We start from the raw sequence: 24,116 nt of genomic DNA, 5'->3' as shown, positions 1-24,116 counted from the left end.
GCCCCGCGCAGTGCCGGCACCGCGCGGGCGTACGGCACCGCTCGCAGGCCAGCCGGGGTACGTAACCGCGCCGGGGCACCTGCACCAGCACCGGGCCGGACTTCAGGCCCTCCCGTGCCACCTGCCAGGCCAGGGACGGCAGCCGGGCCGCGCGCGCGGCCTCGTCCCGCGCCAGCTCCGCGTCGCCCACGGTCCGAACGAGCGGGGCCGCCGCCCGCACCTGGTCGCGCGGGGCCGCCAGCGGCCCGGCCCAGCCGCTTCCGACGAGCTGCGCGGCCTCGACCGTGCAGGTCACCCCGCCCAGCAGGAAGGCACACCTGTCGTGCGCGGCACGCAGGAGCAGCACATCGCGGGCGTGGGGCTGCGGGGCGTGCGGTTCACTGTGGGAGGGGTCCCCGTCGTCCCAGATGGCGACCAGGCCCAGGTTCCGCACGGGCGCGAACATGGCGGCCCGGGTTCCGACGACGGCGCTCACGGCGCCGCGCCGCACGGCGAGCCACTCCCGGTAGCGCTTCTCGGGCCCGGCCTCGGCGGTGAGCAGCGCGTGCCGCCCCTCCCCCAGCAGCGCCCTCAGGGCCGCGTCCACACGCGCGGCGGCCCGGCCGTCCGGCACGACCACGAGCGCGCCGCGCCCCGACGCGAGCGCGGCGGCGACGGCCCGGGCGAGTTCGTCGGCCCAGTGCGGCCCCGGCAGCGCGTTCCACACGGCACGCGGCGCTCCCCCGCGGGCGAGCGCGTCCAGGAACTCCTCCCCGTACGCGTACCGCCCCCAGGTGCCCGGCTCCGGCCTCTCGGGCGGCGGCAGCGGCTCGGGCGACGGCCTGCCCTCCGCTCGGGCGCTGCGCGGGGGCACGGCGAGCTGGAGCACGTCCGCGAGGCTCCCCGCGTACCGGTCCGCCACCGCACGGGCGAGTCCCAGCAGTCCGGGGCTCAGCACCGGCTCGGGCGACACGACGTCCGCGAGCGCGGCGAGCGGCCCGGCGTAGTCGCTCTCGGCCCGCCGTTCGACGACGAACCCGTCGATGAGCCGCCCGCCCTCGCGCCGCCCTTCCCGGACCTGTCCGGCCCCCGCCCCGAAGCGCACCCGCACCCGCACCCCGGGCTGTGCGGTGGCGTCCAGCTCGGCGGGCACGGCGTAGTCGAAGTACTGGTCGAGGTGCAGGACGCCCTTGTTCACGACGACCCGCGCGACCGGCAGCTCCGCGGCCAGCTCGGCTCCCCGCCAGGTCCGCGGCTTGGCCCGGGGCGCCTTGGCCTGCCGTACGGTCTCCCGGATCAGTGCGAGCTGCTCGGGCACGGGCGGCACCCCGGACCGCCCCGCGGCCGGGCCCTCAGGAGGTTCCCCGGGCCGGTGCCCTCCCCGCTCTCCGTTCGCGCTGCTCACGCCTCATGCCTACCAGACCGCACTGACACCGGGGCCGGGGCTGTGTGGGCCCGGGAACGACGGAGTCCCGGCACCCCCGTACGGAACGGAGGTGCCGGGACCCGGCGGTCAGCCCGGTCTACAGCCCCGCGGCCTTGCGGAGGGCGTCGACGCGGTCGGTGCGCTCCCAGGTGAAGTCGGGCAGCTCACGGCCGAAGTGCCCGTACGCGGCGGTCTGCGAGTAGATCGGCCGCAGCAGGTCCAGGTCGCGGATGATCGCGGCCGGACGCAGGTCGAAGACCTCGGAGATGGCGGCCTCGATCTTCTCGACCTCGGTCTTGGCGGTGCCGAAGGTCTCGACGAACAGGCCGACCGGCTCGGCCTTGCCGATCGCGTACGCGACCTGCACCTCGCAGCGGGAGGCCAGCCCGGCGGCGACCACGTTCTTGGCGACCCAGCGCATCGCGTACGCGGCCGACCGGTCCACCTTGGACGGGTCCTTGCCGGAGAAGGCGCCCCCGCCGTGGCGGGCCATGCCGCCGTAGGTGTCGATGATGATCTTGCGGCCGGTCAGACCCGCGTCGCCCATGGGGCCGCCGATCTCGAAGCGGCCGGTCGGGTTCACCAGCAGGCGGTAGCCCTCGGTGTCGAGCTTGATCCCGTCGTCGAGCAGCTCCTTGAGCACGTGCTCCACGACGAACTCGCGGATGTCGGGCGCGAGCAGCGAGTCGAGGTCGATGTCCGACGCGTGCTGCGAGGACACCACGACCGTGTCGAGGCGGACGGCCTTGTCGCCGTCGTACTCGATGGTCACCTGCGTCTTGCCGTCCGGCCGCAGGTAGGGGATCGTGCCGTTCTTGCGGACCTCGGTCAGCCGCTTGGACAGCCGGTGGGCCAGGTGGATCGGCAGCGGCATCAGTTCGGGCGTCTCGTCCGACGCGTACCCGAACATCAGGCCCTGGTCGCCCGCACCCTGCTTGTCCAGCTCGTCGTCCCCGTCCCTCTGGGAGCCGCCCTCGACCCGCGACTCGTAGGCCGTGTCGACGCCCTGCGCGATGTCGGGGGACTGCGATCCGATCGACACCGACACGCCGCACGAGGCGCCGTCGAAGCCCTTCTTCGACGAGTCGTAGCCGATCTCCAGGATCTTCTCCCGGACGAGCGTCGGAATGTCGGCCCAGGCCTTCGTCGTGACCTCGCCGGCCACATGGACCAGGCCCGTGGTGATCAACGTCTCGACGGCGACGCGGGACGTGGGGTCCTCGCGCAGCAGGGCGTCGAGAATCGTGTCGCTGATCTGGTCAGCGATCTTGTCGGGGTGACCCTCGGTCACGGACTCCGAGGTGAAGAGGCGACGGGACACAACGCTCCCTGGGTTTGCAGCGGCTGCTGGCTGATCATTGGCGGACCGGCAGGGGGCTGCGCCCCGCGTCGTTCCGGGAACAGTTTATCGGGCGAGCCCTGACATTGGACCAGGTGTCTCACACGGCGGCCACATGTTTGGCCACATCGGAGGCACCTCCGGGCCGTTCTCGCGCTGATTCCGAGGCGGCTCCCGGGTGATTCCCCGGCAATTCCGGGGCACTTCGAGGTCCCGTCAGGCGCGGAGCGGACAGGGGGGTACGAGGCGAAGATCACCCTCCAAGCCCCGCTCGCGGACGGTGATCGCCCGTGCGCGGGGCCCGGAGCGTGAGAGATCCGTCCCACCCGGCTCAGGCGAGCCGCGGCACCACGAGGTCCCACACCGTGTCCGCGAGGCCCTCCTTCGGGCCGTACGGCACCGGGGTCTCGGAGCCGTCGGACGTGAGGACCACGGCCTCGCTCTCCTCCAGGCCGAAGGTCTTGCGCTCCCCCACCTCGTTCACGACCAGCAGATCGCACCCCTTGCGGCGCAGCTTCTCGCATCCGTGGGCCAGCACGTCGTCGGTCTCGGCGGCGAAGCCGACGATCACCTGGCCCGGGCGCGCCCGGTCGGCGGAGATCTCCGCGAGGATGTCGGGGTTGCGGACCAGGGCGACCGGCGCGGGCTCCTGGCCCTCCCGCTTCTTGATCTTGCCTTCGGCGTACTCGGCGGGCCTGAAGTCCGCGACGGCCGCGGCCATCACGACCGCGTCCGCGTCGGCGGCGGCCTTCAGCACGGCCTCACGGAGCTGCAGGGCGGTGCCGACGTGGACGACATCGGCTCCCGCCGGGTCGGGCATCCCGGTGTTGGCCTCGATCAGCGTCACGCGCGCGCCGCGCGCCGCCGCCGTACGGGCGAGGGCGTAGCCCTGCTTTCCGGAGGAGCGGTTGCCGAGGTAGCGGACCGGGTCCAGGGGCTCGCGGGTGCCGCCCGCGCTGATGACGACATGGCGGCCGGCCAGGTCGGGAGCGGTGACACCGCGCGCGAGGACCCTGCGGCAGACCTCGAAGATCTCGGCGGGCTCGGGGAGACGGCCCTTGCCGGTGTCGGCGCCGGTCAGGCGGCCCACGGCGGGCTCGACGACCAGCGCACCACGGCGGCGCAGGGTGGCGACGTTCTCCTGGGTGGCCGGGTGCTCCCACATCTCGGTGTGCATGGCGGGGGCGAAGACCACCGGGCAGCGGGCGGTGAGGAGCGTGTTGGTGAGCAGGTCGTCCGCGATGCCGTGGGCGGCCCTGGCCAGCATGTCGGCGGTGGCGGGGGCGACGACGACGAGGTCGGCGGTCTGGCCGATGCGGACGTGCGGGACCTCGTGGACGTCGTCCCAGACCCGGTCCGAGACCGGGTTGCCGGAGAGCGCGGACCAGGTGGGGGCCCCGACGAACCGGAGGGCCGACGCGGTCGGCACGACCCGTACGTCATGACCCGACTCGGTCAGCCGGCGCAGCAGCTCGCACGCCTTGTACGCGGCGATGCCGCCGCTGACTCCGAGAACGACCCGGGGCTTGGACTGGGACTCGGGCACTGCGCCTCCCGCTCTGAGGAACGAACGACCTGAGGAAGGACCTGGGGAACGGCCTGGGGGAACGACTGTGGGCACGCCTCAGGCCCGGCGGGCAGCCCGCCGGGCCTGGTCACAAGGGTGCGGGGACGCTTACTGCGCCGGGCCCTCGACGGCCTCGGAGGTCAGCAGGCCCGCGTTGATCTCGCGCAGCGCGATCGAGAGCGGCTTCTCGTGGACGTGGGTGTCCACCAGGGGACCGACGTACTCCAGGAGGCCCTCACCGAGCTGCGAGTAGTACGCGTTGATCTGACGCGCGCGCTTGGCCGCGTAGATCACGAGGCTGTACTTCGAGTCCGTGGCCTCGAGCAGCTCGTCGATCGGCGGGTTGATGATGCCCTCGGGCGCGGTGATGGAAGAGGACACGCTCTACCTTCCGAAAAAGTGGACAGGGAAAATTCAGACAACGTCCATCAAGGCTAGCAGCTCACGCGCCACGTCCTCGACGGAGGTGTTGACCAGGGTCACGTCGAACTCCGACTCGGCCGCCAGCTCGATCTTGGCGGTCTCCAGACGACGCTCGATGACCTCCGGTGACTCGGTGCCACGGCCGGTCAGCCGGCGCACCAGTTCGTCCCAGCTCGGCGGGGCCAGGAAGACGAGCTGGGCGTCCGGCATGGACTCGCGGACCAGGCGGGCACCCTGGAGGTCGATCTCCAGGAGGACGGGCTCGCCGCGCTCCAGCCGCTCCTGGACGGCCGCGCGCGGGGTGCCGTAGCGGTTGCCCGCGAACTCGGCCCACTCCAGCAGCTCACCGTTGGCGATCAGCTTGTCGAACTCGTCGTCGGTGGCGAAGTGGTACTGGACGCCGTCCCGCTCGCCGGGTCGCGGCTTGCGGGTCGTGGCCGACACCGAGAGCCAGACCTCCGGGTGGACCTTGCGCATATGGGCGACGACCGTGCTCTTGCCGACGCCGGACGGGCCGGAGAGCACGGTCAGCCGCGGACGTACGTCCGGGGGCTCGGGGGTCGTCCCCCGGGATGTTGCAGCCATGGGGCGATTATTCCAGCTTCCCGGAGCCTCCCGGACCCAGGTGTCGGACGTCAGGCGCCGGAGCCGCCGAACTCCCGCTCCAGGGAGGCGATCTGGTTGGATCCGAGGCCGCGCACGCGACGGCTCTCGGAGATGCCGAGGCGCTCCATGATCTGCTTGGCGCGGACCTTGCCGACGCCGGGCAGGGACTCCAGGAGGGCGGACACCTTCATCTTGCCGATGACCTCGTTCTCCTGGCCCTGCTTGATGACCTCGTGGAGGGAGGCGCCGGAGTGCTTGAGTCGATTCTTGACCTCGGCCCGCTCCCGGCGAGCCGCGGCGGCCTTTTCGAGCGCGGCTGCGCGCTGTTCAGGGGTAAGGGGCGGAAGAGCCACGCCTACGTCACCTCGGATGTCGAACTGTCGGATACGGACCGGTGAGGAACCTATTCGGCCCACACCAAGGGAGCAACGAGCAACGCAGGGACCGCTGCGAACGCTGACTCTCGTCGGAGACTAGCGGCCAAGTCCGCCCGAGTCAGCGAGAACGAAGGAAAAGTCCTGGTCAGCATCGAGCTTGCCAGACAAACAAGACATAACGCACCCGTTTGGGTTCCGTTTGCGTCAACACCCGTCACGGGCCGTTCCGGAGACGTCACACCAGGCCATGGAGTGGTCCCCTCCGCCAGTCGCCGGAGGGGACCGTGAAGTGTGTCACACCGCTGTCACACCTGCGGACACGGCGCTGTCACGCAGCCGAGGCGACCGCCGCCCGCACCTCGTCGGCGTACCGCGCGGCCGCCTCGCGCAGGGCCGCCGCCGAGGGCCCGGCCCGGAGGACGGCGCGGCTGACGTTCGGGACGACGTTGTGCACCGCCGGTCCGAAGACCGCCGGAAGGTCCGCCGGGGTGGCCCCCTGCGCACCGATGCCCGGGGCCAGCAGCGGGCCGTTGATGTCCAGGTCGAAGCTCGACAGGTCTCCCAGCGTCGCACCGACGACCGCCCCGAAGGACCCGAGGGGGGTCTCCCCCGCGTTCTCCTCCGCCAGGTGGGCCAGCATCGTCGCACCGATCGACCGCCCGTCGGCGCGCACGGCCCGCTGGACCTCGGCACCCTCGGGATTGGAGGTCAGGGCGAGCACGAACAGCCCGGCACCGCTCTCCCGGGCCAGGTCCACGGCGGGCTTCAGCGAGCCGTAGCCCAGGTACGGGGAGACGGTGAGCGCGTCCGAGAACAGCGGGGCGTCCGGGCGCAGGTACGTCTGCGCGTACGCGGCCATCGTGGAGCCGATGTCGCCGCGCTTGGCGTCCATGACGACCAGGGCGCCCGCGTCCCGCAGCTCGACGACGGCCCGCTCCAGGACGGCGATGCCACGCGATCCGAAGCGCTCGAAGAACGCGCTCTGCGGCTTGAAGACGGCGACGGTCCCGGCCAGTGCCTCGACGACCGTACGGGTGAAGGCCGTCAGTCCGTCGACGTCGTCCTTGAGGCCCCACGCCGACAGCAGGGAGGCATGCGGGTCGATGCCGACGCAGAGCGGCCCGCGCTCGTCCATGGCCTTGCGGAGCCGTGCCCCGAAGGGGGAGGAGGCCGGCGGCCCGGAGGGGCTCGACGAGGGGTGGTGACCGGGTGACGGGTGGGCGGTCATGCGGCGGTGCCCTTCCGGATGTCGGCGCCGACGGCGTCGGCGAGGGTGGCGTACGGGGAGGCCTTCAGCCGGGCGGCGAGGCCCTTGTGAACGGCCCGGGCGTAACCGGGGCCCTCGTAGATGAAGGCGCTGTACCCCTGGACCAGCGTGGCACCGGCCAGGATGCGCTGCCAGGCGTCCTCCGCGCTCTCGACGCCGCCGACGCCGACCAGCACGAGCCGGTCGCCCACGCGCGCGTAGAGGCGGCGCAGCACCTCCAGAGAGCGGTCCTTCAGGGGCGCGCCCGACAGGCCGCCGGTCTCCGACGTCAGCGACGGGCCGGACTTCAGGCCCAGCCCGTCGCGGGCGATGGTGGTGTTGGTGGCGATGATGCCGTCCAGCCCCAGCTCGACGGCCAGGTCCGCGACCGCGTCGACGTCCTCGTCGGCCAGGTCCGGGGCGATCTTCACCAGCAGAGGCACACGCCGGTCGGTGACCGTGCGGTCGGCGGCCTCACGGACGGCGCTCAGCAGCGGGCGCAGCGCCTCCGTGGCCTGGAGGTCACGGAGGCCCGGGGTGTTCGGGGAGGAGACGTTGACGACCAGGTAGTCGGCGTGGCGGGCGAGCCGCTCGGCGGACTTCACGTAGTCGGCGGTGGCCTCGGCCTCGGGCACGATCTTGGTCTTGCCGATGTTGACGCCGAGGACGGTACGGAACACCGGCACGCGCCCGTGGAGCCTGCGGGCGACGGCGGCGGAGCCCTCGTTGTTGAACCCCATGCGGTTGATCAGGGCCCGGTCCGGGACGAGCCGGAAGAGCCGCTTCCTGGGGTTGCCGGGCTGCGGCTCGCCCGTCACGGTCCCGATCTCGACGTGGTCGAAGCCCAGCATGGCGAGGCCGTCGATCGCGACGGCGTTCTTGTCGAAGCCGGCGGCCAGCCCGAACGGGCTGTGGAAGCGCAGCCCCAGGGCCTCGGTGCGCAGCTCCTTGCGGCGGGGGGCGAAGCAGGCGGCGACGAAGGTGCGCAGCACGGGGACGCGGGCGGCGAGACGGATCCAGCGCACGGCCATGTGGTGGGCGCGCTCGGGGTCCATGCGCTTGAAGACGAGGTGGAAGAACAGTGCGTACATCAGGTGGGTGTCCTCATGAGGAGGGGGACACCGCGGTGACGGTGTCCCCCTCGTGTGGGCTGCTAGGCGCGGGCCGCGTTCAGGTGTTCCGCGTGCTCCTGGAGGGAGCGGACTCCGACGCCACCGTGGTTGAGGGCGTCGATGCCCTGGACGGCGGCCGCGAGCGCCTGGACCGTGGTCAGGCACGGGACGCCGCGGGCGACGGCGGCGGTGCGGATGTCGTATCCGTCGAGCCGGCCGCCGGTGCCGTACGGGGTGTTGACGATGAGGTCGACGTCCCCGGAGTGGATGAGCTGGACGATGGTCTTCTCGCCGTCCGGGCCCTCGCCCTCGGACTGCTTGCGCACGACCGTGGCGTTGAGGCCGTTGCGCTTGAGGACCTCGGCGGTGCCCGAGGTGGCGAGCAGTTCGAAGCCGTGGGCGACCAGCTCGCGGGCCGGGAAGATCATCGAGCGCTTGTCGCGGTTGGCGACCGAGATGAAGGCGCGGCCCCTGGTGGGCAGCGGCCCGTAGGCTCCGGCCTGCGACTTGGCGTACGCGGTGCCGAAGACCGAGTCGATGCCCATGACCTCGCCGGTGGAGCGCATCTCCGGGCCGAGGACGGTGTCGACGCCGCGGCCGTGGATGTCGCGGAACCGCGACCACGGCATCACGGCCTCCTTCACCGAGATCGGCGCGTCCAGCGGCAGTGTGCCGCCGTCGCCCTCCTTCGGCAGCAGGCCCTCGGCGCGCAGCTCCGCGATGGTGGCGCCCAGGGAGATCCGGGCGGCGGCCTTGGCGAGCGGCACCGCGGTGGCCTTGGAGGTGAACGGCACGGTCCGGGAGGCGCGCGGATTGGCCTCCAGGACGTACAGGATGTCGCCGGCCATCGCGAACTGGATGTTGATCAGGCCGCGGACGCCCACGCCCTTGGCGATACCCTCGGTGGAGGCCCGCAGCCGCTTGATGTCGAAGCCGCCGAGGGTGATCGGGGGCAGGGCGCAGGCCGAGTCGCCGGAGTGGATACCGGCTTCCTCGATGTGCTCCATGACACCGCCGAGGTACAGCTCGTGGCCGTCGTAGAGGGCGTCGACGTCGATCTCGATGGCGTCGTCGAGGAAGCGGTCGACGAGGACGGGGCGGGTCGGGGAGATCTCGGTGGACTCCGCGATGTACGCCTCCAGCCGGGCCTCCTCGTACACGATCTCCATACCGCGTCCGCCGAGGACGTACGAGGGGCGGACCAGGACCGGGTAGCCGATCTCGTCCGCGATGGCCTTGGCCTCCGCGAACGTGGTGGCGGTGCCGTGCTTGGGCGCGGGGAGTCCGGCCTCCTTCAGGACGCGGCCGAAGGCGCCGCGGTCCTCGGCGGCGTGGATGGCCTCCGGGGAGGTGCCGACGACCGGCACGCCGTTGTCCTTGAGGGCCTGGGAGAGGCCGAGCGGGGTCTGGCCGCCGAGCTGGACGACGACTCCGGCGACGGGTCCGGCCTGCCGCTCGGCGTGGACGATCTCCAGGACGTCCTCCAGGGTGAGCGGCTCGAAGTAGAGCCGGTCGGAGGTGTCGTAGTCGGTGGAGACGGTCTCCGGGTTGCAGTTGACCATCACGGTCTCGTACCCGGCGTCGGCCAGCGCGAAGGAGGCGTGGACACAGGAGTAGTCGAACTCGATGCCCTGGCCGATACGGTTCGGGCCGGAGCCGAGGATGATCACCGCGGGCTTCTCGCGGGCCGCGACCTCGGTCTCCTCGTCGTACGAGGAGTAGAAGTACGGGGTGCGGGCGGCGAACTCGGCGGCGCAGGTGTCGACGGTCTTGTAGACCGGGCGGATGCCCAGCGCGTGCCGGACCTCGCGGACGACGTCCTCGCGCAGGCCGCGGATCTCCGCGATCTGCTGGTCGGAGAAGCCGTGGCGCTTGGCCTCGGCCAGCAGGCCGGGTTCGAGCTTGGGGGCGGACGCGACCTCGTCGGCGATCTCCTTGATGAGGAAGAGCTGGTCGACGAACCACGGGTCGATCTTCGTGGACGCGAAGACCTCCTCCTGGGTGGCCCCGGCACGGATGGCCTCCATGACGAGGTTGATGCGCCCGTCGGTGGGGCGGGCGGCCTCGCGCAGCAGGGTGCCCTTGTCACCGGCGGGGCTGGTGAAGTCGAACTGGCTGCCCTTCTTCTCGAGGGAGCGCAGCGCCTTCTGGAGCGCCTCGGTGAAGTTCCGGCCGATGGCCATGGCCTCGCCCACCGACTTCATGGTGGTGGTGAGGGTGGAGTCGGCGGACGGGAACTTCTCGAAGGCGAAGCGCGGGGCCTTGACGACGACGTAGTCGAGCGTGGGCTCGAAGGAGGCCGGGGTCTCCCGGGTGATGTCGTTGGGGATCTCGTCGAGGGTGTAGCCGACGGCCAGCTTCGCGGCGATCTTGGCGATGGGGAAGCCGGTGGCCTTCGACGCGAGGGCGGAGGACCGCGAGACGCGCGGGTTCATCTCGATGACGATGACCCGGCCGTCGTCGGGGTTGACGGCGAACTGGATGTTGCAGCCGCCGGTGTCGACGCCGACCTCGCGGATCACGGCGATGCCGATGTCGCGGAGGGTCTGGTACTCGCGGTCGGTGAGCGTCATCGCCGGGGCGACGGTGATGGAGTCGCCGGTGTGGACGCCCATCGGGTCGAAGTTCTCGATGGAGCAGACGACCACGACGTTGTCGTGCTTGTCGCGCATCAGCTCCAGCTCGTACTCCTTCCAGCCGAGGATGGACTCCTCCAGGAGTACCTCGGTGGTGGGAGACAGGGTCAGGCCCTGGCCGGCGATGCGGCGCAGCTCCTCCTCGTCGTGGGCGAAGCCGGAGCCGGCGCCGCCCATGGTGAAGGAGGGACGGACGACGACCGGGTAGCCGCCCAGCTCCTCGACGCCCTTGAGGACGTCGTCCATGGAGTGGCAGATCACCGAGCGGGCGGACTCGCCGTGGCCGATCTTGGCGTTGACGGCCTCGACGACCAGCTTGAACTGGTCGCGGTCCTCGCCCTTGTGGATGGCCTCGACGTTGGCGCCGATCAGCTCGACGTTGTACTTGTCGAGGACGCCGTTCTCGTGGAGGGAGATCGCCGTGTTGAGCGCGGTCTGGCCGCCGAGGGTGGGCAGGAGGGCGTCGGGGCGCTCCTTGGCGATGATCTTCTCGACGAACTCGGGGGTGATCGGCTCGACGTACGTGGCGTCCGCGATCTCCGGGTCGGTCATGATCGTCGCGGGGTTGGAGTTGACCAGGACGACCCGCAGGCCCTCGGACTTGAGGACGCGGCACGCCTGGGTGCCGGAGTAGTCGAACTCGGCGGCCTGGCCGATGACGATCGGGCCGGAGCCGATGACCAGGACGGACTGGATATCGGTGCGCTTAGGCACGCTCGGCCTCCATCAGGGCGGTGCTCATCAGAGACGTGAACCGGTCGAAAAGGTATGCGGCGTCGTGCGGGCCGGCGGCCGCCTCGGGGTGGTACTGGACGCTGAAAGCCGGCTGGTCGAGCAGCTGGAGGCCCTCCACCACGTTGTCGTTGAGGCAGACGTGGGAGACCTCGGCGCGCCCGAAGGGGGTGTCGGACACCTTGTCGAGCGGGGCGTCGACGGCGAAGCCGTGGTTGTGCGCGGTGACCTCGACCTTGCCGGTCGTGCGGTCCTGCACCGGCTGGTTGATGCCGCGGTGGCCGTACTTCAGCTTGTACGTGCCGAAGCCGAGGGCGCGGCCGAGGATCTGGTTGCCGAAGCAGATCCCGAACAGCGGCGTCTTCCGCTCCAGGACGGCCTTCATGACCGCGACCGGGTGGTCGGCGGTGGCGGGGTCGCCGGGGCCGTTGGAGAAGAACACCCCGTCGGGGTTGACCGCGTAGATGTCCTCGGCGGTGGCGGTGGCGGGCAGTACGTGCACCTCGATGCCGCGCTCGGCCATGCGGTGCGGGGTCATGCCCTTGATGCCGAGGTCGACCGCGGCGACGGTGAACTTCTTCTCCCCGATGGCGGGGACCACGTACGGCTCCTGTGTGGCGACCTCGGCGGAGAGGTTCGCGCCCTTCATCTGCGGCTGGGCGCGGACCTTCGCCAGCAGGGCCTCCTCGCGGACGCCGGTCCAGGCGTCGCCGGAGAAGATGCCGACGCGCATGGCTCCGCGCTCCCTCAGGTGGCGGGTCAGCGCGCGCGTGTCGACGCCGCTGATGCCGACGACTCCCTGCCGCTCCAGCTCCTCGTCGAGGGAGCGCTTGGCGCGCCAGTTGGAGGGGGTGCGGGCGGGGTCGCGGACGACGTAGCCGGAGACCCAGATGCGGCCGGACTCGGGGTCCTCGTCGTTGACCCCGGTGTTGCCGACGTGCGGCGCGGTCATGACGACGACCTGCCGGTGGTACGAGGGGTCGGTCAGGGTCTCCTGGTAGCCGGTCATGCCGGTGGAGAAGACCGCCTCACCGAAGGTCTCCCCCACGGCCCCGTAGGCACGGCCGCGGAAGGTGCGGCCGTCCTCCAGGACGAGTACGGCGGGGGTCCTGGCCCCCTTTGTGGAGGTCGTCATCGTGCGGCGCCTTCCGTCGTGGTGTTCTCGTTGATCATGTGGTTGATGGCCTCGGCCCAGGCCGTGTGCTCGGCGGCCCGGTCGGAGCGGAAGCCTGAGTCGATCAGCTCGCCGCCGTGCTCCCAGGTGACGATCAGCAGGCCGCCCTCGGCGAGGACCTTGCCCGCGATGCCCTTGTCGAGCCGTGCCTCCCGCAGCCGCCCGGCCGGGACGAAGAAGTCGTTCGCGCCGGGGCGTACGACTGCCAGACCCGCGTCGGTGAGCGTCAGCTCGGCACGGCTGCGGGTCCCGAGCCCGTGGGCCACGATCCGGTCGAGCCACTGCCCGGCGGTGGTGGACCCGTGGTAGCGGCCGTCCATCGTCAGTTTCGCCGCACCGGGGGCTTCCGGCACTCCCGGCAGCTCCGGCAGGGCCGACTGGAGGCTGCCCCGCCACTTCCAGCCCTGGCGCATCAGCCAGTACACGAGGGCGATGAACAGCAGCAGTCCGGCGACCCAGCCGAGCCTGGCGGCCCAGTCGGTCACCTCCGCCGACCGCGGCGCCTCGGCGGCGAGTGCGGTGGCTGCGGCGAGGTGGTTGAGGGTGGTGGTCACGCGAGCTTCCCGTCGATGAGCGTGGCGCGGCCCCGCAGGAAGGTGTGGGTGACGCGGCCCGGCAGCTCACGGCCCTCGTAGGGGGTGTTGCGGCTGCGGGAGGCGAAGCCCTCGGGGTCCACGGTGCCACGGTATGCCGGATCGACCAGCGTCAGGTTGGCGGGCTCACCCTCCGAGACGGGGCGGCCGTGACCGGTGGCGCTGCCGATGGCCGCGGGCCTGGCGGACATGCGGTCGGCGACGCCCGCCCAGTCCAGCAGGCCGGTGTCGACCATGGTGTGCTGGACGACGGACAGCGCGGTCTCCAGGCCGACCATGCCCATGGCGGCGGCGGCCCACTCGCAGTCCTTGTCCTCGTGCGGGTGCGGGGCGTGGTCGGTGGCGACGATGTCGATCGTGCCGTCCGCGAGGGCCTCGCGCAGCGCCATCACGTCGCGCTCGGTGCGCAGCGGCGGGTTGACCTTGTAGACCGGGTTGTACGTGCGGACCATCTCGTCGGTGAGGAGGAGGTGGTGCGGGGTGACCTCGGCGGTGACGTCGATGCCGCGCGACTTGGCCCACCGGACGATCTCGACGGATCCGGCGGTCGACAGGTGGCAGATGTGGACGCGGGAGCCGACGTGCTCGGCGAGCAGCACGTCCCGGGCGATGACCGACTCCTCCGCGACGGCCGGCCAGCCGCCCAGGCCCAGCTCGGCGGAGACGACGCCCTCGTTCATCTGGGCGCCCTCGGTGAGCCGCGGCTCCTGGGCGTGCTGGGCGACGACACCGCCGAAGGCCTTCACGTACTCCAGGGCGCGGCGCATGATCACGGCGTCGTCGACGCACTTGCCGTCGTCGGAGAAGACGGTGACGCCCGCGGCGGACTCGTGCATGGCGCCCAGCTCCGCGAGCTTCCGGCCCTCCAGGCCGACGGTGACGGCGCCGATGGGCTGCACGTCGCAGTAGCCGTGCTCGCGGCCGAGCCGGTAGACCTGCTCGACGACCCCGGCGGTGTCCGCGACGGGGAAGGTGTTGGCCATGGCGAACACGGCGGTGTAGCCGCCGCTCGCGGCGGCTCGGGTGCCGGTCAGGACGGTCTCGGAGTCCTCGCGGCCGGGCTCGCGCAGATGGGTGTGCAGGTCGACGAGACCGGGCAGCAGGATCTGCCCCTCGGCGTCGACGACGGTGGCGCCCTCGGCGCTCAGCCCGGTGCCGACGGCGGCGATGGTCTCGCCGTCGACGAGGACGTCCTTGGCCTCACCGCCGAGGATCTTCGCACCACGGATCAGGGTCTTGCTCATCGGTTCTGCTTCTCCTCGGTACGGGGTCAGGCGTCGGTACGGGTCGGGGCCGCGGCGGGCTGGGAGGCGGCGGGTTCGTTGCCGCCGAGCAGCAGGTAGAGAACGGCCATGCGGATGGACACGCCGTTGGCGACCTGCTCCACGACGGTGCAGCGGGGCGAGTCCGCGACCTCGGCGGTGATCTCCATGCCCCGCACCATGGGGCCGGGGTGCATGACGACGGCGTGTTCCGGCATCCGGGCCATCCGCTCGGCGTCGAGGCCGTAGCGGCGGGAGTACTCGCGCTCGGTGGGGAAGAACGCCGCGTTCATCCGCTCCCGCTGCACGCGCAGCATCATCACGGCGTCGGCCTTCGGCAGCGTGCTGTCCAGGTCGTACGAGACCTCGCAGGGCCAGGTCTCGACGCCCACGGGCACGAGGGTCGGCGGGGCGACGAGCGTGACGTGGGCGCCCAGGGTGTGCAGCAGGTCCACGTTGGAGCGGGCGACCCGGCTGTGCAGCACGTCCCCGACGATCGTGATGCGCCTGCCGGACAGGTCCTGCCCGATGCCCGCGTCCGGGCCGACCAGGCGGCGGCGCATGGTGAACGCGTCGAGCAGGGCCTGCGTGGGGTGCTGGTGGGTGCCGTCACCCGCGTTGATGACCGGGGCGTCGATCCAGCCGGAGGTGGCGAGCCGGTACGGGGCGCCGGAGGCGCTGTGCCGGATGACGACGGCGTCGACGCCCATGGCCTCCAGGGTCTGCGCGGTGTCCTTGAGGGACTCTCCCTTGGAGACGCTGGAGCCCTTCGCGGCGAAGTTGATGACGTCGGCGGAGAGCCGCTTCTCGGCGGCCTCGAACGAGATGCGGGTGCGGGTGGAGTCCTCGAAGAAGAGGTTGCAGATGGTCCGGCCGCGCAGGGTGGGCAGCTTCTTGATCGGCCGGTCCGCGACGCGGGCCATCTCCTCGGCGGTGTCGAGGATGAGGACGGCGTCGTCGCGGCTGAGATCGGCGGCGGAGATGAGGTGGCGCTTCATCGGGGTCTACTCCGGGTGTGGTGGAGGTCGCGTGGTTCCGTGGGACCGGTCCGTGGCCGGCGGTCTTCTCCCCCTGTCCCGCGCCTTCCCGGCTGTGCCGGCGTGCGGCCACAGCCCGGTGCGGGGGCTTCGCCCCGGGTCCTGTTCGCCGCGGCTTCGCCGCTCGTCCTCGGGTGCCGGACGGGCTGACGCGGCCGCTCCGGCGCGTGCGGAGCGGGGCCGGGGCGGTGTCCCCGGTTCCGGAAGGGGGCGGGTGGGGATCGGGCGGCTGCCGGGTGGCTAGCTGTCGCCCCTCAGTCCGAGCAGGACGGCATCGCGGCCGTCCTCCTCCGCGAGCTGGACCTTCACGGTCTCGCGCAGCGACGTCGGGAGGTTCTTGCCGACATAGTCGGCGCGGATGGGGAGCTCCCGGTGCCCGCGGTCGACCAGCACGGCGAGCTGGACGGCCCGCGGGCGCCCGAGGTCCCCGAGCGCGTCGAGGGCGGCCCGGATGGTGCGGCCGGAGAACAGCACGTCGTCGACGAGGACGACCAGCCGTCCGTCGATGCCCTCACCGGGGATGTCGGTGCGCGCCAGTGCCCGCGCGGGGCGCATCCGCAGGTCGTCGCGGTACATGGTGATGTCGAGCGAGCCGACCGGGACCGTGCGCCCGGTGATCTGCTCCAGCTTCTCCGCGAGCCGCCGGGCGAGGAAGACACCCCGCGTCGGGATGCCGAGAAGCACCACGTCGTCGGCGCCCTTGGCGCGCTCGACGATCTCGTGGGCGATACGGGTCAGCACGCGTGCGATGTCGGGGCCCTCGAGAACGGGGCGTGCCGCATCGGAGTGCTGGACGGTGTCCATGGAAAACGGACCTCCTTCTCCGCCTCACGGGACGGACCTTAAAGGACGTCGGAATGTGCGTCGTCCACGGTACCAGGCCCCGGAAGCGGGTCCAGCGGGGGCCCGGCAGGACCCCGGTACGGACCGTTCGGCTTGACGGGTGCAGGTAACGCTGCGTAACCTCACAGTGAGTTACGAACCTGCGGCGGAGCCGCACGTTGTCACAGTGTCCAGGGAGCTCTATGTCCAGCGAATACGCCAAACAGCTCGGGGCCAAGCTCCGTGCCATCCGCACCCAGCAGGGCCTCTCCCTCCACGGTGTGGAGGAGAAGTCGCAGGGCCGCTGGAAGGCCGTCGTGGTCGGTTCGTACGAGCGCGGCGACCGTGCCGTGACCGTGCAGCGCCTCGCCGAGCTGGCCGATTTCTACGGCGTCCCGGTGCAGGAGCTGCTGCCGGGCACCACGCCGGGCGGGGCCGCCGAGCCGCCGCCGAAGCTCGTCCTGGACCTGGAGCGTCTGGCCCACGTCCCGGCCGAGAAGGCCGGACCGCTGCAGCGCTACGCGGCGACGATCCAGTCGCAGCGCGGTGACTACAACGGCAAGGTCCTGTCGATCCGCCAGGACGACCTGCGCACCCTCGCGGTCATCTACGACCAGTCGCCCTCGGTCCTGACCGAGCAGCTGATCAGCTGGGGCGTGCTGGACGCGGACGCGCGCCGCGCGGTCGCCCACGAGGAGGGCTGAGCAGAAACGTTGCCGCCGGAGGGTGGTCCCGGGCCTCGGTCCGGGACCACCCTCCGGCGCGTTCACGTCCCGGTCCGCGGAGGCGCCGGGCACGCCGAAGGGCCCGCGGGGCGCGAGAACGCGCCGCGGGCCCTTCGGGCTGTGGCGGGGGTCAGTCCCGGCGGAGGCTCGGCTTCAGGTCCTTGAAGCGGGCCAGCAGGCCGTTGACGAACGACGGCGAATCGTCCGTGGAGAACTCCTTGGCCAGCTGCACGGCCTCGTCTATCACCACGGCGTCCGGTACGGAGTCCACCCAGACCAGCTCGAAGGCGCCGAGCCGCAGGATGTTGCGGTCCACGACCGGCATCCGGTCCAGCGTCCAGCCCACCGCGTAGGTGGCGATGAGTTCGTCGATGCGCTCGGCGTACTTGGCGTACCCCTCGACCAGCTCCATCGTGTACTCGTTGACCGGCGGCTGCCGGTCGTCGGACCGGGCGTGCCGGATCCAGTCCGCGAGGACCTCCTGCACGGACGTGCCGCGCTGGTCGGCCTCGAAGAGGATCTGGAAGGCGCGCTTGCGGGCCTTGTTGCGGGCGGCCACGGTTAGCTGCTCACCCGGCCGAGGTAGTCGCTGGAACGGGTGTCGACCTTGATCTTCTCGCCGGTGGTGATGAAGAGCGGGACCTGGATCTGGTGGCCGGTCTCCAGGGTGGCGGGCTTGGTGCCGCCGGTGGAGCGGTCACCCTGGACGCCCGGCTCGGTCTCCTGGACCGTGAGCTCGACGGCGGCGGGGAGCTCGACGTACAGCACCTCGCCCTCGTGGGTGGCGACGGTGGCGGTGAAGCCCTCGATCAGGAAGTTCGCGGCATCGCCGACCGCGGTGCGGGAGACGTGGAGCTGGTCGTAGGTCTGCATGTCCATGAAGACGAAGTACTCGCCGTCCATGTACGAGAACTGCATGTCGCGGCGGTCGACGGTGGCCGTCTCGACCTTGACACCGGCGTTGAACGTCTTGTCGACGGTCTTGCCGGAGAGCACGTTCTTGAGCTTGGTGCGCACGAAGGCCGGGCCCTTGCCGGGCTTGACGTGCTGGAACTCGACGACGGACCAGAGCTGGCCCCCGTCGAGCTTGAGCACCATGCCGTTCTTGAGGTCGTTCGTGGAAGCCACGGTTGCGGAATCTCCTGGACTGACGCTGTGGACGACCGAGGGAGGTGATGCGTCGTGCGGCGCGCCGGCTACAGCGCGAGCAGCTCCTTGGTCGTGATGGTGAGTAGCTCGGGTCCGCCGTCCGCCTCCTGGCGTACGACGAGCGTGTCATCGATCCGGACCCCGCCTCGTCCCGGGAGGTGGACCCCTGGTTCGACGGTGACCGGCACGCAAGCGTCCAGTTTACCCATGGCGGAAGGGGAGAGCTGAGGGTCCTCCTGGATTTCCAGGCCCACCCCGTGCCCGAGGGAGGGTGCGAGCCCGTCGCCGTACCCGGCCCCGTCCAGGATCTGCCGGGCGACCCGGTCCACGTCGCGGCAGGCGGTGCCCGGGGCGAGGGCTTCCCGCGCGGCCCGCTGGGCGGCGAACACCAGGTCGTACAGCTCGATCTGCCAGTCGGCGGGGGCCGTGCCGATGACGAACGTACGGCCGATCTCGCAGCGGTAGCCGCGGTAGTTGGCGCCCAGGCAGACGGACAGGAAGTCGCCCTCCTCGACACGGCGGTCGGAGGGCCGGTGGACGGCGCGGCCGGAGTGGGGACCGGTGGCGACGGAGGTGGGGAAGGCGGGCCCGTCGGCGCCGTGGTCGACGAGCCGCCGCTCCAGTTCCAGAGCGAGATGCCGCTCGGTGCGGCCGACGAGGATCGACTCCAGCAGCTCCCCCAGCGCCTGGTCCGCGATCTCGGCGGCGATGCGCAGGCAGGTGATCTCCTCGTCGTCCTTGACGATCCGCTCCTGCTCGATGGCGGTGCCGAGGTCCGCGAGCCGCAGCCCGTCCGCGACGGAGCCGACCGCCCGGTACCGGGCGACGCTCAGGTGGTGCTCCTCCACGGCCAGCACCTCGGCGCCCGCCCCGGCGGCCAGGCCGGCCGCGGCCACGGCGGCGTCCCCATCGGCCTGCGGCAGCACGGCGACCCTCAGCGCCTCGTCGGGCCGCCCCTCGGCGAGATCGCCGGCGGGTGGGCGGGGACAGAGCAGTACGTCCTCCTCGGCACCCAGCAGCAGTACGGTACCGGGCGGCCCGCCTCCGGCGAGGTAGCGGACGTTCGCGGGGCGGGAGACCAGCACCGCCCCCGGCGTGCTTGCCGCACAGCGGTTACGGAGCCTTTCGCGGCGGTCCGCGTACACCTGGGACATGCTCCGAGCGTACGAGCGCACGGGTCACCCGGCAGGTCGGAGGGGTCCGACCGGGTCCGCAGGCGGCCCCCGGACCCGGCTACCAGGTGGGCGGGCTGGTGATGGCCCGGGCCAGGACCTCGTCGAGGACGCGCGCGGTGGTCTCCACGTCGTACTTCGAGTTGTCGATGATCGGCAGACCCGAGGCGTGCCACCCGGCCATGCGGCCGTGGATACCCGCGACCTCCTCGTCCGACAGCCGCCGGTTGCCCGTGCGCCTGGCGTTGCGCTCCAGGACGATCTCCAGCCCGGGCAGCAGCACCACGGGCAGCAGTCCGGGGCCCACATGGCGCTTCCAGCCGCCGAGGCCGACGACCGGGCGGTCCGGGAAGACGGCGTCGTCCAGGATGCAGGAGATGCCGTTGGCCAGGAAGTTCCGCGCGGCGAAGCCGCAGGTGCGGCGGGCCAGCCGGTACTGCGCCTCGGACTGGTCGTTCCAGCCGCCCTGCGGGTCCGCGAACCCGGCGCAGACCCACTCGCGGACATCGTCCAGGCTGATGTGGGCGGTCGGTACGCGGCGCCGCTGCGCCCAGTGGCGGGCGACCGTCGTCTTGCCCGCCCCGGCCGGGCCGATGAGCAGCACGGCGAGGGTCGCCGTCCCGGTGCCGAGCCCGGTGCCATGGGCCAGGGGTGCTGTGGGAGGCGCCGCGACGGGCCCCCCGGGCGGCAGCCGGACGTGCCCGGTGGCCTCGCTGCCGGACGCCGGACCGGCCGCCATGACGGAACCGGGCACCGGCGCCGGGCCCGCGCCCTCGGATCCGGGCTCGCCCGGCGTCCCCGTCGCGGCCGGTCCCACCGCTCCCGGGGAACCGTGGTGCCCCGGGGGCGCCGGAGGGCACGGAGCCACCGCGGGGCCGGGCGGACCAGGCGGGACGGCCGGGACACCCCGCGGGGCCGCCACGCCCGGGGCCGCCGGGACTTCCCGCGCAGACGGGACGTCCGCCACCGCCGGGGCTCCCCGCCCGCCCGGCACGGCCGGGAGGCCGCGGGCATCCCGAGCGGGCGGGACGTCGGGGACCGCCGGAACACCTTGCACGACAGGGACGTCGGGGACCGCCGAGGCACCCCGTCCGCCGGGAACGCTCCCGCTGCCGGGTGCCTGCGTCCCTTCAGGCCCCGGCTGAGCCGCGGGGCCGGGTCGCGCGGGCGGGGCCGGTGGATGAGCGGGGGGCGGAGGCGGGGACTGGCCCGACGGCTGTGACTGACGTGTCCACCCCGCCGCTGCGTGCTGCATCCGGTGCCACTCCGTCTCGTACGACTGACGCTGTTCGTGCGGCCGTTCGGGTCCGCCGTTATGGAACCGTACCCTCCCGCACCGCGGGACGGTGAACGGCCAGGGAGGGTTCCATGTCCTGACGGGACGACAGGCGGACGGGCCGAGACGTGGCCGGACGGTCGGTTACGTCAGCTCTTCGGCCAGCGCGCGCAGCGCCAGCCGGTACGAGCCGATACCGAAGCCCGCGACCGTGCCGGTCGCGATCGCCGCGACCACCGAGGTGTGGCGGAACTCCTCGCGCGCGTACGGGTTCGAGATGTGCACCTCGATGAGCGGCGCCGTGCGCTGCGCCGCCGCGTCCCGCATGGCGTACGAATAGTGCGTGAACGCACCGGGGTTGAGGACGACCGGAAGGGAGCCGTCCGCCGCCTCGTGGAGCCAGCGGACCATCTCGCCCTCGTCGTTGGTCTCCCGCACCTCGACGTCGAAGCCCAGCTCCTTGCCGAGCGACCGGCAGCTCTCCACCAGCCCGGCGTAGGAGGTGGCCCCGTACACGTCCGGCTCACGCGAGCCCAGACGCCCGAGGTTCGGCCCGTTCAGCACCAGCACCCGGCGGGTCACGCCGCCACCTCCCCGTACGCGGCCATCAGCACCGCCGGGTCCGGGCCTTCCAGGACGACCGGCTTGGCGAGCCCGTCCAGGACGATGAAGCGCAGCAGGTCGCCCCGCGACTTCTTGTCGACCTTCATGGTCTCCAGCAGTGTGGGCCACTGGTCGCCCCGGTAGGTGAGCGGCAGGCCGACGGACTCCAGCACCGTCCGGTGCCGGTCGGCGGTGGCGTCGTCGAGCCGCCCGGCGAGACGGCCCAGCTCCGCGGCGAACACCATGCCCACGGAGACCGCCGCCCCGTGCCGCCACTTGTACCGCTCGTTCTTCTCGATGGCGTGGGCGAGCGTGTGCCCGTAGTTGAGGATCTCCCGCAGCCCGGACTCCTTCAGGTCCGACGACACGACCTCGGCCTTGACCCGGATCGACCGCTCGATCAGCTCGGCGGTGTGCGGCCCGGCGGGTGTACGGGCGGCGGCCGGGTCCGCCTCGATCAGGTCGAGAATCACCGGGTCCGCGATGAATCCGGCCTTGATGACCTCGGCCAGTCCGCTGACGTAGTCGTGCACGGGCAGCGAGTCCAGAGCGGCCAGGTCGCACAGCACTCCCGCGGGCGGGTGGAAGGCGCCGACGAGGTTCTTGCCCTCGGCGGTGTTGATGCCGGTCTTGCCGCCGACGGCCGCGTCCACCATCGCGAGGACGGTCGTCGGCACGGCGATCCAGCGCACCCCGCGCAGCCAGGTCGCCGCGACGAACCCGGCGAGGTCCGTCGTGGCGCCGCCGCCGACGCCGACGATGACATCCGTACGGGTGAAGCCGGTCTGGCCGAGCGCCTTCCAGCAGTACGCGGCGACCTCGACGGTCTTGGCCTCCTCGGCGTTCGGCACCTGAATGGCGACGGCTTCGTACCCCTGTCCCGCCAGGTCGGCGCGCAGGGCCTCGCCGGTCTCCGCCAGCGCCTCGGGGTGGATGACCGCGACACGCTTCGCCCGGTCCCCGATCAGCCCGGCCAGGTCACCGAGCAACTGCCGCCCGACCAGCACGTCGTACGGCTCCGAACCGGCGCTGCCGCCGACGTGGATGCGGGTAACTGGCGCTTCGGTCACTGGGTCTCCTTGCCGGGGGTCCGGGGGGCGTCCCCCGGGAGATGCGGTAGGGCGTCGACGATCGCGTCAGCGACCTCTTCCGGGCTCTTGTCGTCCGTGGACACGACCACGCGGGCGACCTCGGTGTACAGGTGGCGGCGGGCCTCCATCAGCTCCCGCCACTGGCGGCGGGGGTTGACGGCGAGCAGGGGCCGGGCGGCGCCGAGCCCCACCCGGCGTACCGCCTCCTCCACGCCCATCGACAGGTAGACGACCGGCAGCCCGGCGAGCAGCTCGCGCGTCCCCGCGTCGAGGACCGCGCCGCCGCCGAGCGCCAGGACGCCGTCGTGCCCGGCCAGGGCGGTCCGTACGGCCTCCCGCTCCAGTTCGCGGAAGTACGGCTCGCCCTCGTCGACGAAGATGTCGGAGATCTGGCGGCCCTGGGCGGCCACGATGTCGGCGTCCGTGTCCCGGTACGACACGCCGAGCCGCTCCGCGAGCAGCGTGCCCACCGTGGACTTGCCGGAACCCATCGGGCCGACCAGGACGATCAGCGGTCCGCTGTCGGCTCCGCCGCTCACCGGATCCTCAGGTTGTCGAGGTACGACCGGACGTTGCGGCGGGTCTCGGTGACGCTGTCGCCGCCGAACTTCTCCGCGACGGCGTCCGCGAGGACCAGCGCGACCATGGCCTCCGCGACGATGCCGGCGGCGGGCACGGCGCACACGTCGGAGCGCTGGTGGTGGGCCTGCGCGGGCTCGCCGGTGGTCACGTCGATGGTCTGGAGAGCGCGCGGCACGGTCGCGATGGGCTTCATCGCGGCGCGCACACGCAGCAGCTCACCGGTGGTCAGCCCGCCCTCGGTGCCGCCGGAGCGGCCGGTGGCGCGGCGGACGCCGTCCGCGGTGGGCACGATCTCGTCGTGGGCCTTCGAGCCCGGCACCCGCGCCAGCTCGAAACCGTCGCCGACCTCGACGCCCTTGATGGCCTGGATGCCCATGAGCGCGGCGGCGAGCCGGGCGTCGAGCCGCCGGTCCCAGTGCACGTGCGAGCCGAGCCCGACGGGAACGCCGTAGGCCAGCACCTCCACGACTCCGCCCAGGGTGTCGCCGTCCTTGTGGGCCTGGTCGATCTCCGCGACCATCGCCTTCGAGGTGTCGGCGTCGAGGCAGCGCACAGGGTCGGCGTCGAGCTTCTCGACGTCGGCCGGGGTCGGGTACACGCCGTACGGCGCCTTGGCGGCGGCCAGCTCGACGACGTGCGAGACGATCTCGATCCCGGCCGTCTCCTTGAGGTACGAGCGGGCGACCGCGCCCAGCGCGACACGGGCGGCGGTCTCGCGGGCGGAGGCGCGCTCCAGGATCGGCCGGGCCTCGTCGAAGTCGTACTTCTGCATCCCGGCGAGGTCCGCGTGCCCGGGCCGCGGCCGGGTCAGCGGCGCGTTCCGGGCCACCTCGGCCAGCTCGGCCGGGTCGACCGGGTCGGCGGCCATGACCTTCTCCCACTTGGGCCACTCGGTGTTCCCCACCATGACCGCGACCGGGGAGCCGAGCGTCAGGCCGTGCCGGACGCCGCCCAGGAAGGTGATCTCGTCCCGCTCGAACTTCATCCGGGCGCCGCGTCCATAGCCCAGGCGCCGCCGGGCCAGGTGGTCCGCCACCATCTCCGTGGTGACCGGGACCCCGGCGGGAAGACCCTCCAGTGTCGCCACCAGCGCGGGGCCGTGCGACTCCCCCGCCGTCAGCCAGCGCAACCTGCTCAACGGTGCTCCTTCTGCTAGCGCCTCGTCCTGCGGGCGGGCACGACCAGGT

General features: G+C 72.2%; 22 protein-coding genes and 1 pseudogene. 1 reads left to right on the top strand and 22 read right to left on the bottom strand.

Annotated features, from left to right (window positions below; all coding sequences use genetic code 11):
* The 14 genes and pseudogenes from I3F58_RS13830 to pyrR form a co-directional block, all read right to left on the bottom strand.
* Window positions 1-1,384 (bottom strand): annotated as a pseudogene (locus tag I3F58_RS13830) (primosome assembly protein PriA); the annotation flags it as partial.
* A gap of 118 nt (window positions 1,385-1,502) precedes the next feature.
* Window positions 1,503-2,726 (bottom strand): methionine adenosyltransferase, encoded by a 1,224-nt coding sequence (gene metK / locus I3F58_RS13825; protein ID WP_240108703.1) that lies wholly within the window; start codon window positions 2,724-2,726, stop codon window positions 1,503-1,505.
* A gap of 349 nt (window positions 2,727-3,075) precedes the next feature.
* On the bottom strand, window positions 3,076-4,290 hold the full coding sequence (coaBC, locus tag I3F58_RS13820; protein WP_240108702.1) for a bifunctional phosphopantothenoylcysteine decarboxylase/phosphopantothenate--cysteine ligase CoaBC: 1,215 nt from the start codon (window positions 4,288-4,290) through the stop codon (window positions 3,076-3,078).
* A 129-nt stretch (window positions 4,291-4,419) separates the two neighbouring features.
* Window positions 4,420-4,692, bottom strand: a complete 273-nt coding sequence (gene rpoZ / locus I3F58_RS13815; protein ID WP_003982715.1) for a DNA-directed RNA polymerase subunit omega — start codon at window positions 4,690-4,692, stop codon at window positions 4,420-4,422.
* A gap of 33 nt (window positions 4,693-4,725) precedes the next feature.
* Window positions 4,726-5,319, bottom strand: a complete 594-nt coding sequence (gmk, locus tag I3F58_RS13810; protein WP_240108701.1) for a guanylate kinase — start codon at window positions 5,317-5,319, stop codon at window positions 4,726-4,728.
* 50 nt (window positions 5,320-5,369) lie between these two features.
* Complete coding sequence (locus I3F58_RS13805) at window positions 5,370-5,693, bottom strand: integration host factor (protein WP_071266668.1); 324 nt, start codon at window positions 5,691-5,693, stop codon at window positions 5,370-5,372.
* 352 nt (window positions 5,694-6,045) lie between these two features.
* Entirely contained in the window at window positions 6,046-6,945 is a 900-nt protein-coding gene (gene pyrF, locus I3F58_RS13800; protein WP_275678489.1) for an orotidine-5'-phosphate decarboxylase, read from the bottom strand.
* Window positions 6,942-8,054, bottom strand: coding sequence for a quinone-dependent dihydroorotate dehydrogenase (locus tag I3F58_RS13795; protein WP_240108699.1), 1,113 nt, complete (start codon window positions 8,052-8,054; stop codon window positions 6,942-6,944). The genes pyrF and I3F58_RS13795 overlap by 4 nt, the downstream gene beginning before the upstream one ends.
* 62 nt (window positions 8,055-8,116) lie before the next feature.
* A complete protein-coding gene (gene carB, locus I3F58_RS13790) occupies window positions 8,117-11,425 on the bottom strand; it encodes a carbamoyl-phosphate synthase large subunit (protein WP_240108698.1) in 3,309 nt (1,102 codons plus the stop codon).
* On the bottom strand, window positions 11,418-12,578 hold the full coding sequence (carA, locus tag I3F58_RS13785) for a glutamine-hydrolyzing carbamoyl-phosphate synthase small subunit (RefSeq protein ID WP_240108697.1): 1,161 nt from the start codon (window positions 12,576-12,578) through the stop codon (window positions 11,418-11,420). Before carA ends, carB begins: the two co-directional genes overlap by 8 nt.
* On the bottom strand, window positions 12,575-13,171 hold the full coding sequence (locus I3F58_RS13780) for a hypothetical protein (RefSeq protein WP_240108696.1): 597 nt from the start codon (window positions 13,169-13,171) through the stop codon (window positions 12,575-12,577). The genes carA and I3F58_RS13780 overlap by 4 nt, the downstream gene beginning before the upstream one ends.
* Complete coding sequence (locus I3F58_RS13775; RefSeq protein WP_240108694.1) at window positions 13,168-14,454, bottom strand: dihydroorotase; 1,287 nt, start codon at window positions 14,452-14,454, stop codon at window positions 13,168-13,170. The genes I3F58_RS13780 and I3F58_RS13775 overlap by 4 nt, the downstream gene beginning before the upstream one ends.
* Window positions 14,455-14,480: 26 nt before the next feature.
* Window positions 14,481-15,470, bottom strand: coding sequence for an aspartate carbamoyltransferase catalytic subunit (locus I3F58_RS13770; RefSeq protein ID WP_240108692.1), 990 nt, complete (start codon window positions 15,468-15,470; stop codon window positions 14,481-14,483).
* Window positions 15,471-15,749: 279 nt separating this feature from the next.
* Complete coding sequence (gene pyrR, locus I3F58_RS13765) at window positions 15,750-16,313, bottom strand: bifunctional pyr operon transcriptional regulator/uracil phosphoribosyltransferase PyrR (RefSeq protein ID WP_240108688.1); 564 nt, start codon at window positions 16,311-16,313, stop codon at window positions 15,750-15,752.
* A gap of 221 nt (window positions 16,314-16,534) precedes the next feature.
* Between pyrR and bldD the strand changes: the two genes are divergently transcribed.
* A complete protein-coding gene (gene bldD / locus I3F58_RS13760; protein WP_017945577.1) occupies window positions 16,535-17,035 on the top strand; it encodes a transcriptional regulator BldD in 501 nt (166 codons plus the stop codon).
* A gap of 151 nt (window positions 17,036-17,186) precedes the next feature.
* Here the strand turns inward: bldD and nusB are convergent, their stop codons facing one another.
* From nusB to aroC, 8 genes are all read right to left on the bottom strand, one after another.
* Window positions 17,187-17,615 (bottom strand): transcription antitermination factor NusB, encoded by a 429-nt coding sequence (nusB, locus tag I3F58_RS13755; RefSeq protein ID WP_240108686.1) that lies wholly within the window; start codon window positions 17,613-17,615, stop codon window positions 17,187-17,189.
* A gap of 2 nt (window positions 17,616-17,617) precedes the next feature.
* Window positions 17,618-18,184, bottom strand: coding sequence for an elongation factor P (gene efp, locus I3F58_RS13750; protein ID WP_240108685.1), 567 nt, complete (start codon window positions 18,182-18,184; stop codon window positions 17,618-17,620).
* A 68-nt stretch (window positions 18,185-18,252) separates the two neighbouring features.
* Entirely contained in the window at window positions 18,253-19,359 is a 1,107-nt protein-coding gene (locus I3F58_RS13745) for an aminopeptidase P family protein (protein ID WP_240108684.1), read from the bottom strand.
* 79 nt (window positions 19,360-19,438) lie between these two features.
* On the bottom strand, window positions 19,439-20,299 hold the full coding sequence (locus I3F58_RS13740; RefSeq protein WP_374207966.1) for an AAA family ATPase: 861 nt from the start codon (window positions 20,297-20,299) through the stop codon (window positions 19,439-19,441).
* Window positions 20,300-20,797: 498 nt separating this feature from the next.
* Window positions 20,798-21,235, bottom strand: a complete 438-nt coding sequence (gene aroQ, locus I3F58_RS13735) for a type II 3-dehydroquinate dehydratase (protein ID WP_240108680.1) — start codon at window positions 21,233-21,235, stop codon at window positions 20,798-20,800.
* Window positions 21,232-22,326, bottom strand: coding sequence for a 3-dehydroquinate synthase (aroB, locus tag I3F58_RS13730; RefSeq protein WP_240108678.1), 1,095 nt, complete (start codon window positions 22,324-22,326; stop codon window positions 21,232-21,234). Before aroB ends, aroQ begins: the two co-directional genes overlap by 4 nt.
* Window positions 22,323-22,838, bottom strand: a complete 516-nt coding sequence (locus tag I3F58_RS13725) for a shikimate kinase (RefSeq protein WP_240108712.1) — start codon at window positions 22,836-22,838, stop codon at window positions 22,323-22,325. The genes aroB and I3F58_RS13725 overlap by 4 nt, the downstream gene beginning before the upstream one ends.
* Before the next feature lie 44 nt (window positions 22,839-22,882).
* Window positions 22,883-24,067, bottom strand: coding sequence for a chorismate synthase (gene aroC, locus I3F58_RS13720; RefSeq protein WP_240108676.1), 1,185 nt, complete (start codon window positions 24,065-24,067; stop codon window positions 22,883-22,885).
* Window positions 24,068-24,116: the final 49 nt, after the last annotated feature.

It is taken from the genome of Streptomyces sp. MUM 203J (assembly GCF_022414595.1).
Lineage (GTDB): Bacteria > Actinomycetota > Actinomycetes > Streptomycetales > Streptomycetaceae > Streptomyces.
Note: the sequence above shows the minus strand (reverse complement) of the source record. Positions and strands in the feature narration are given on the sequence as shown.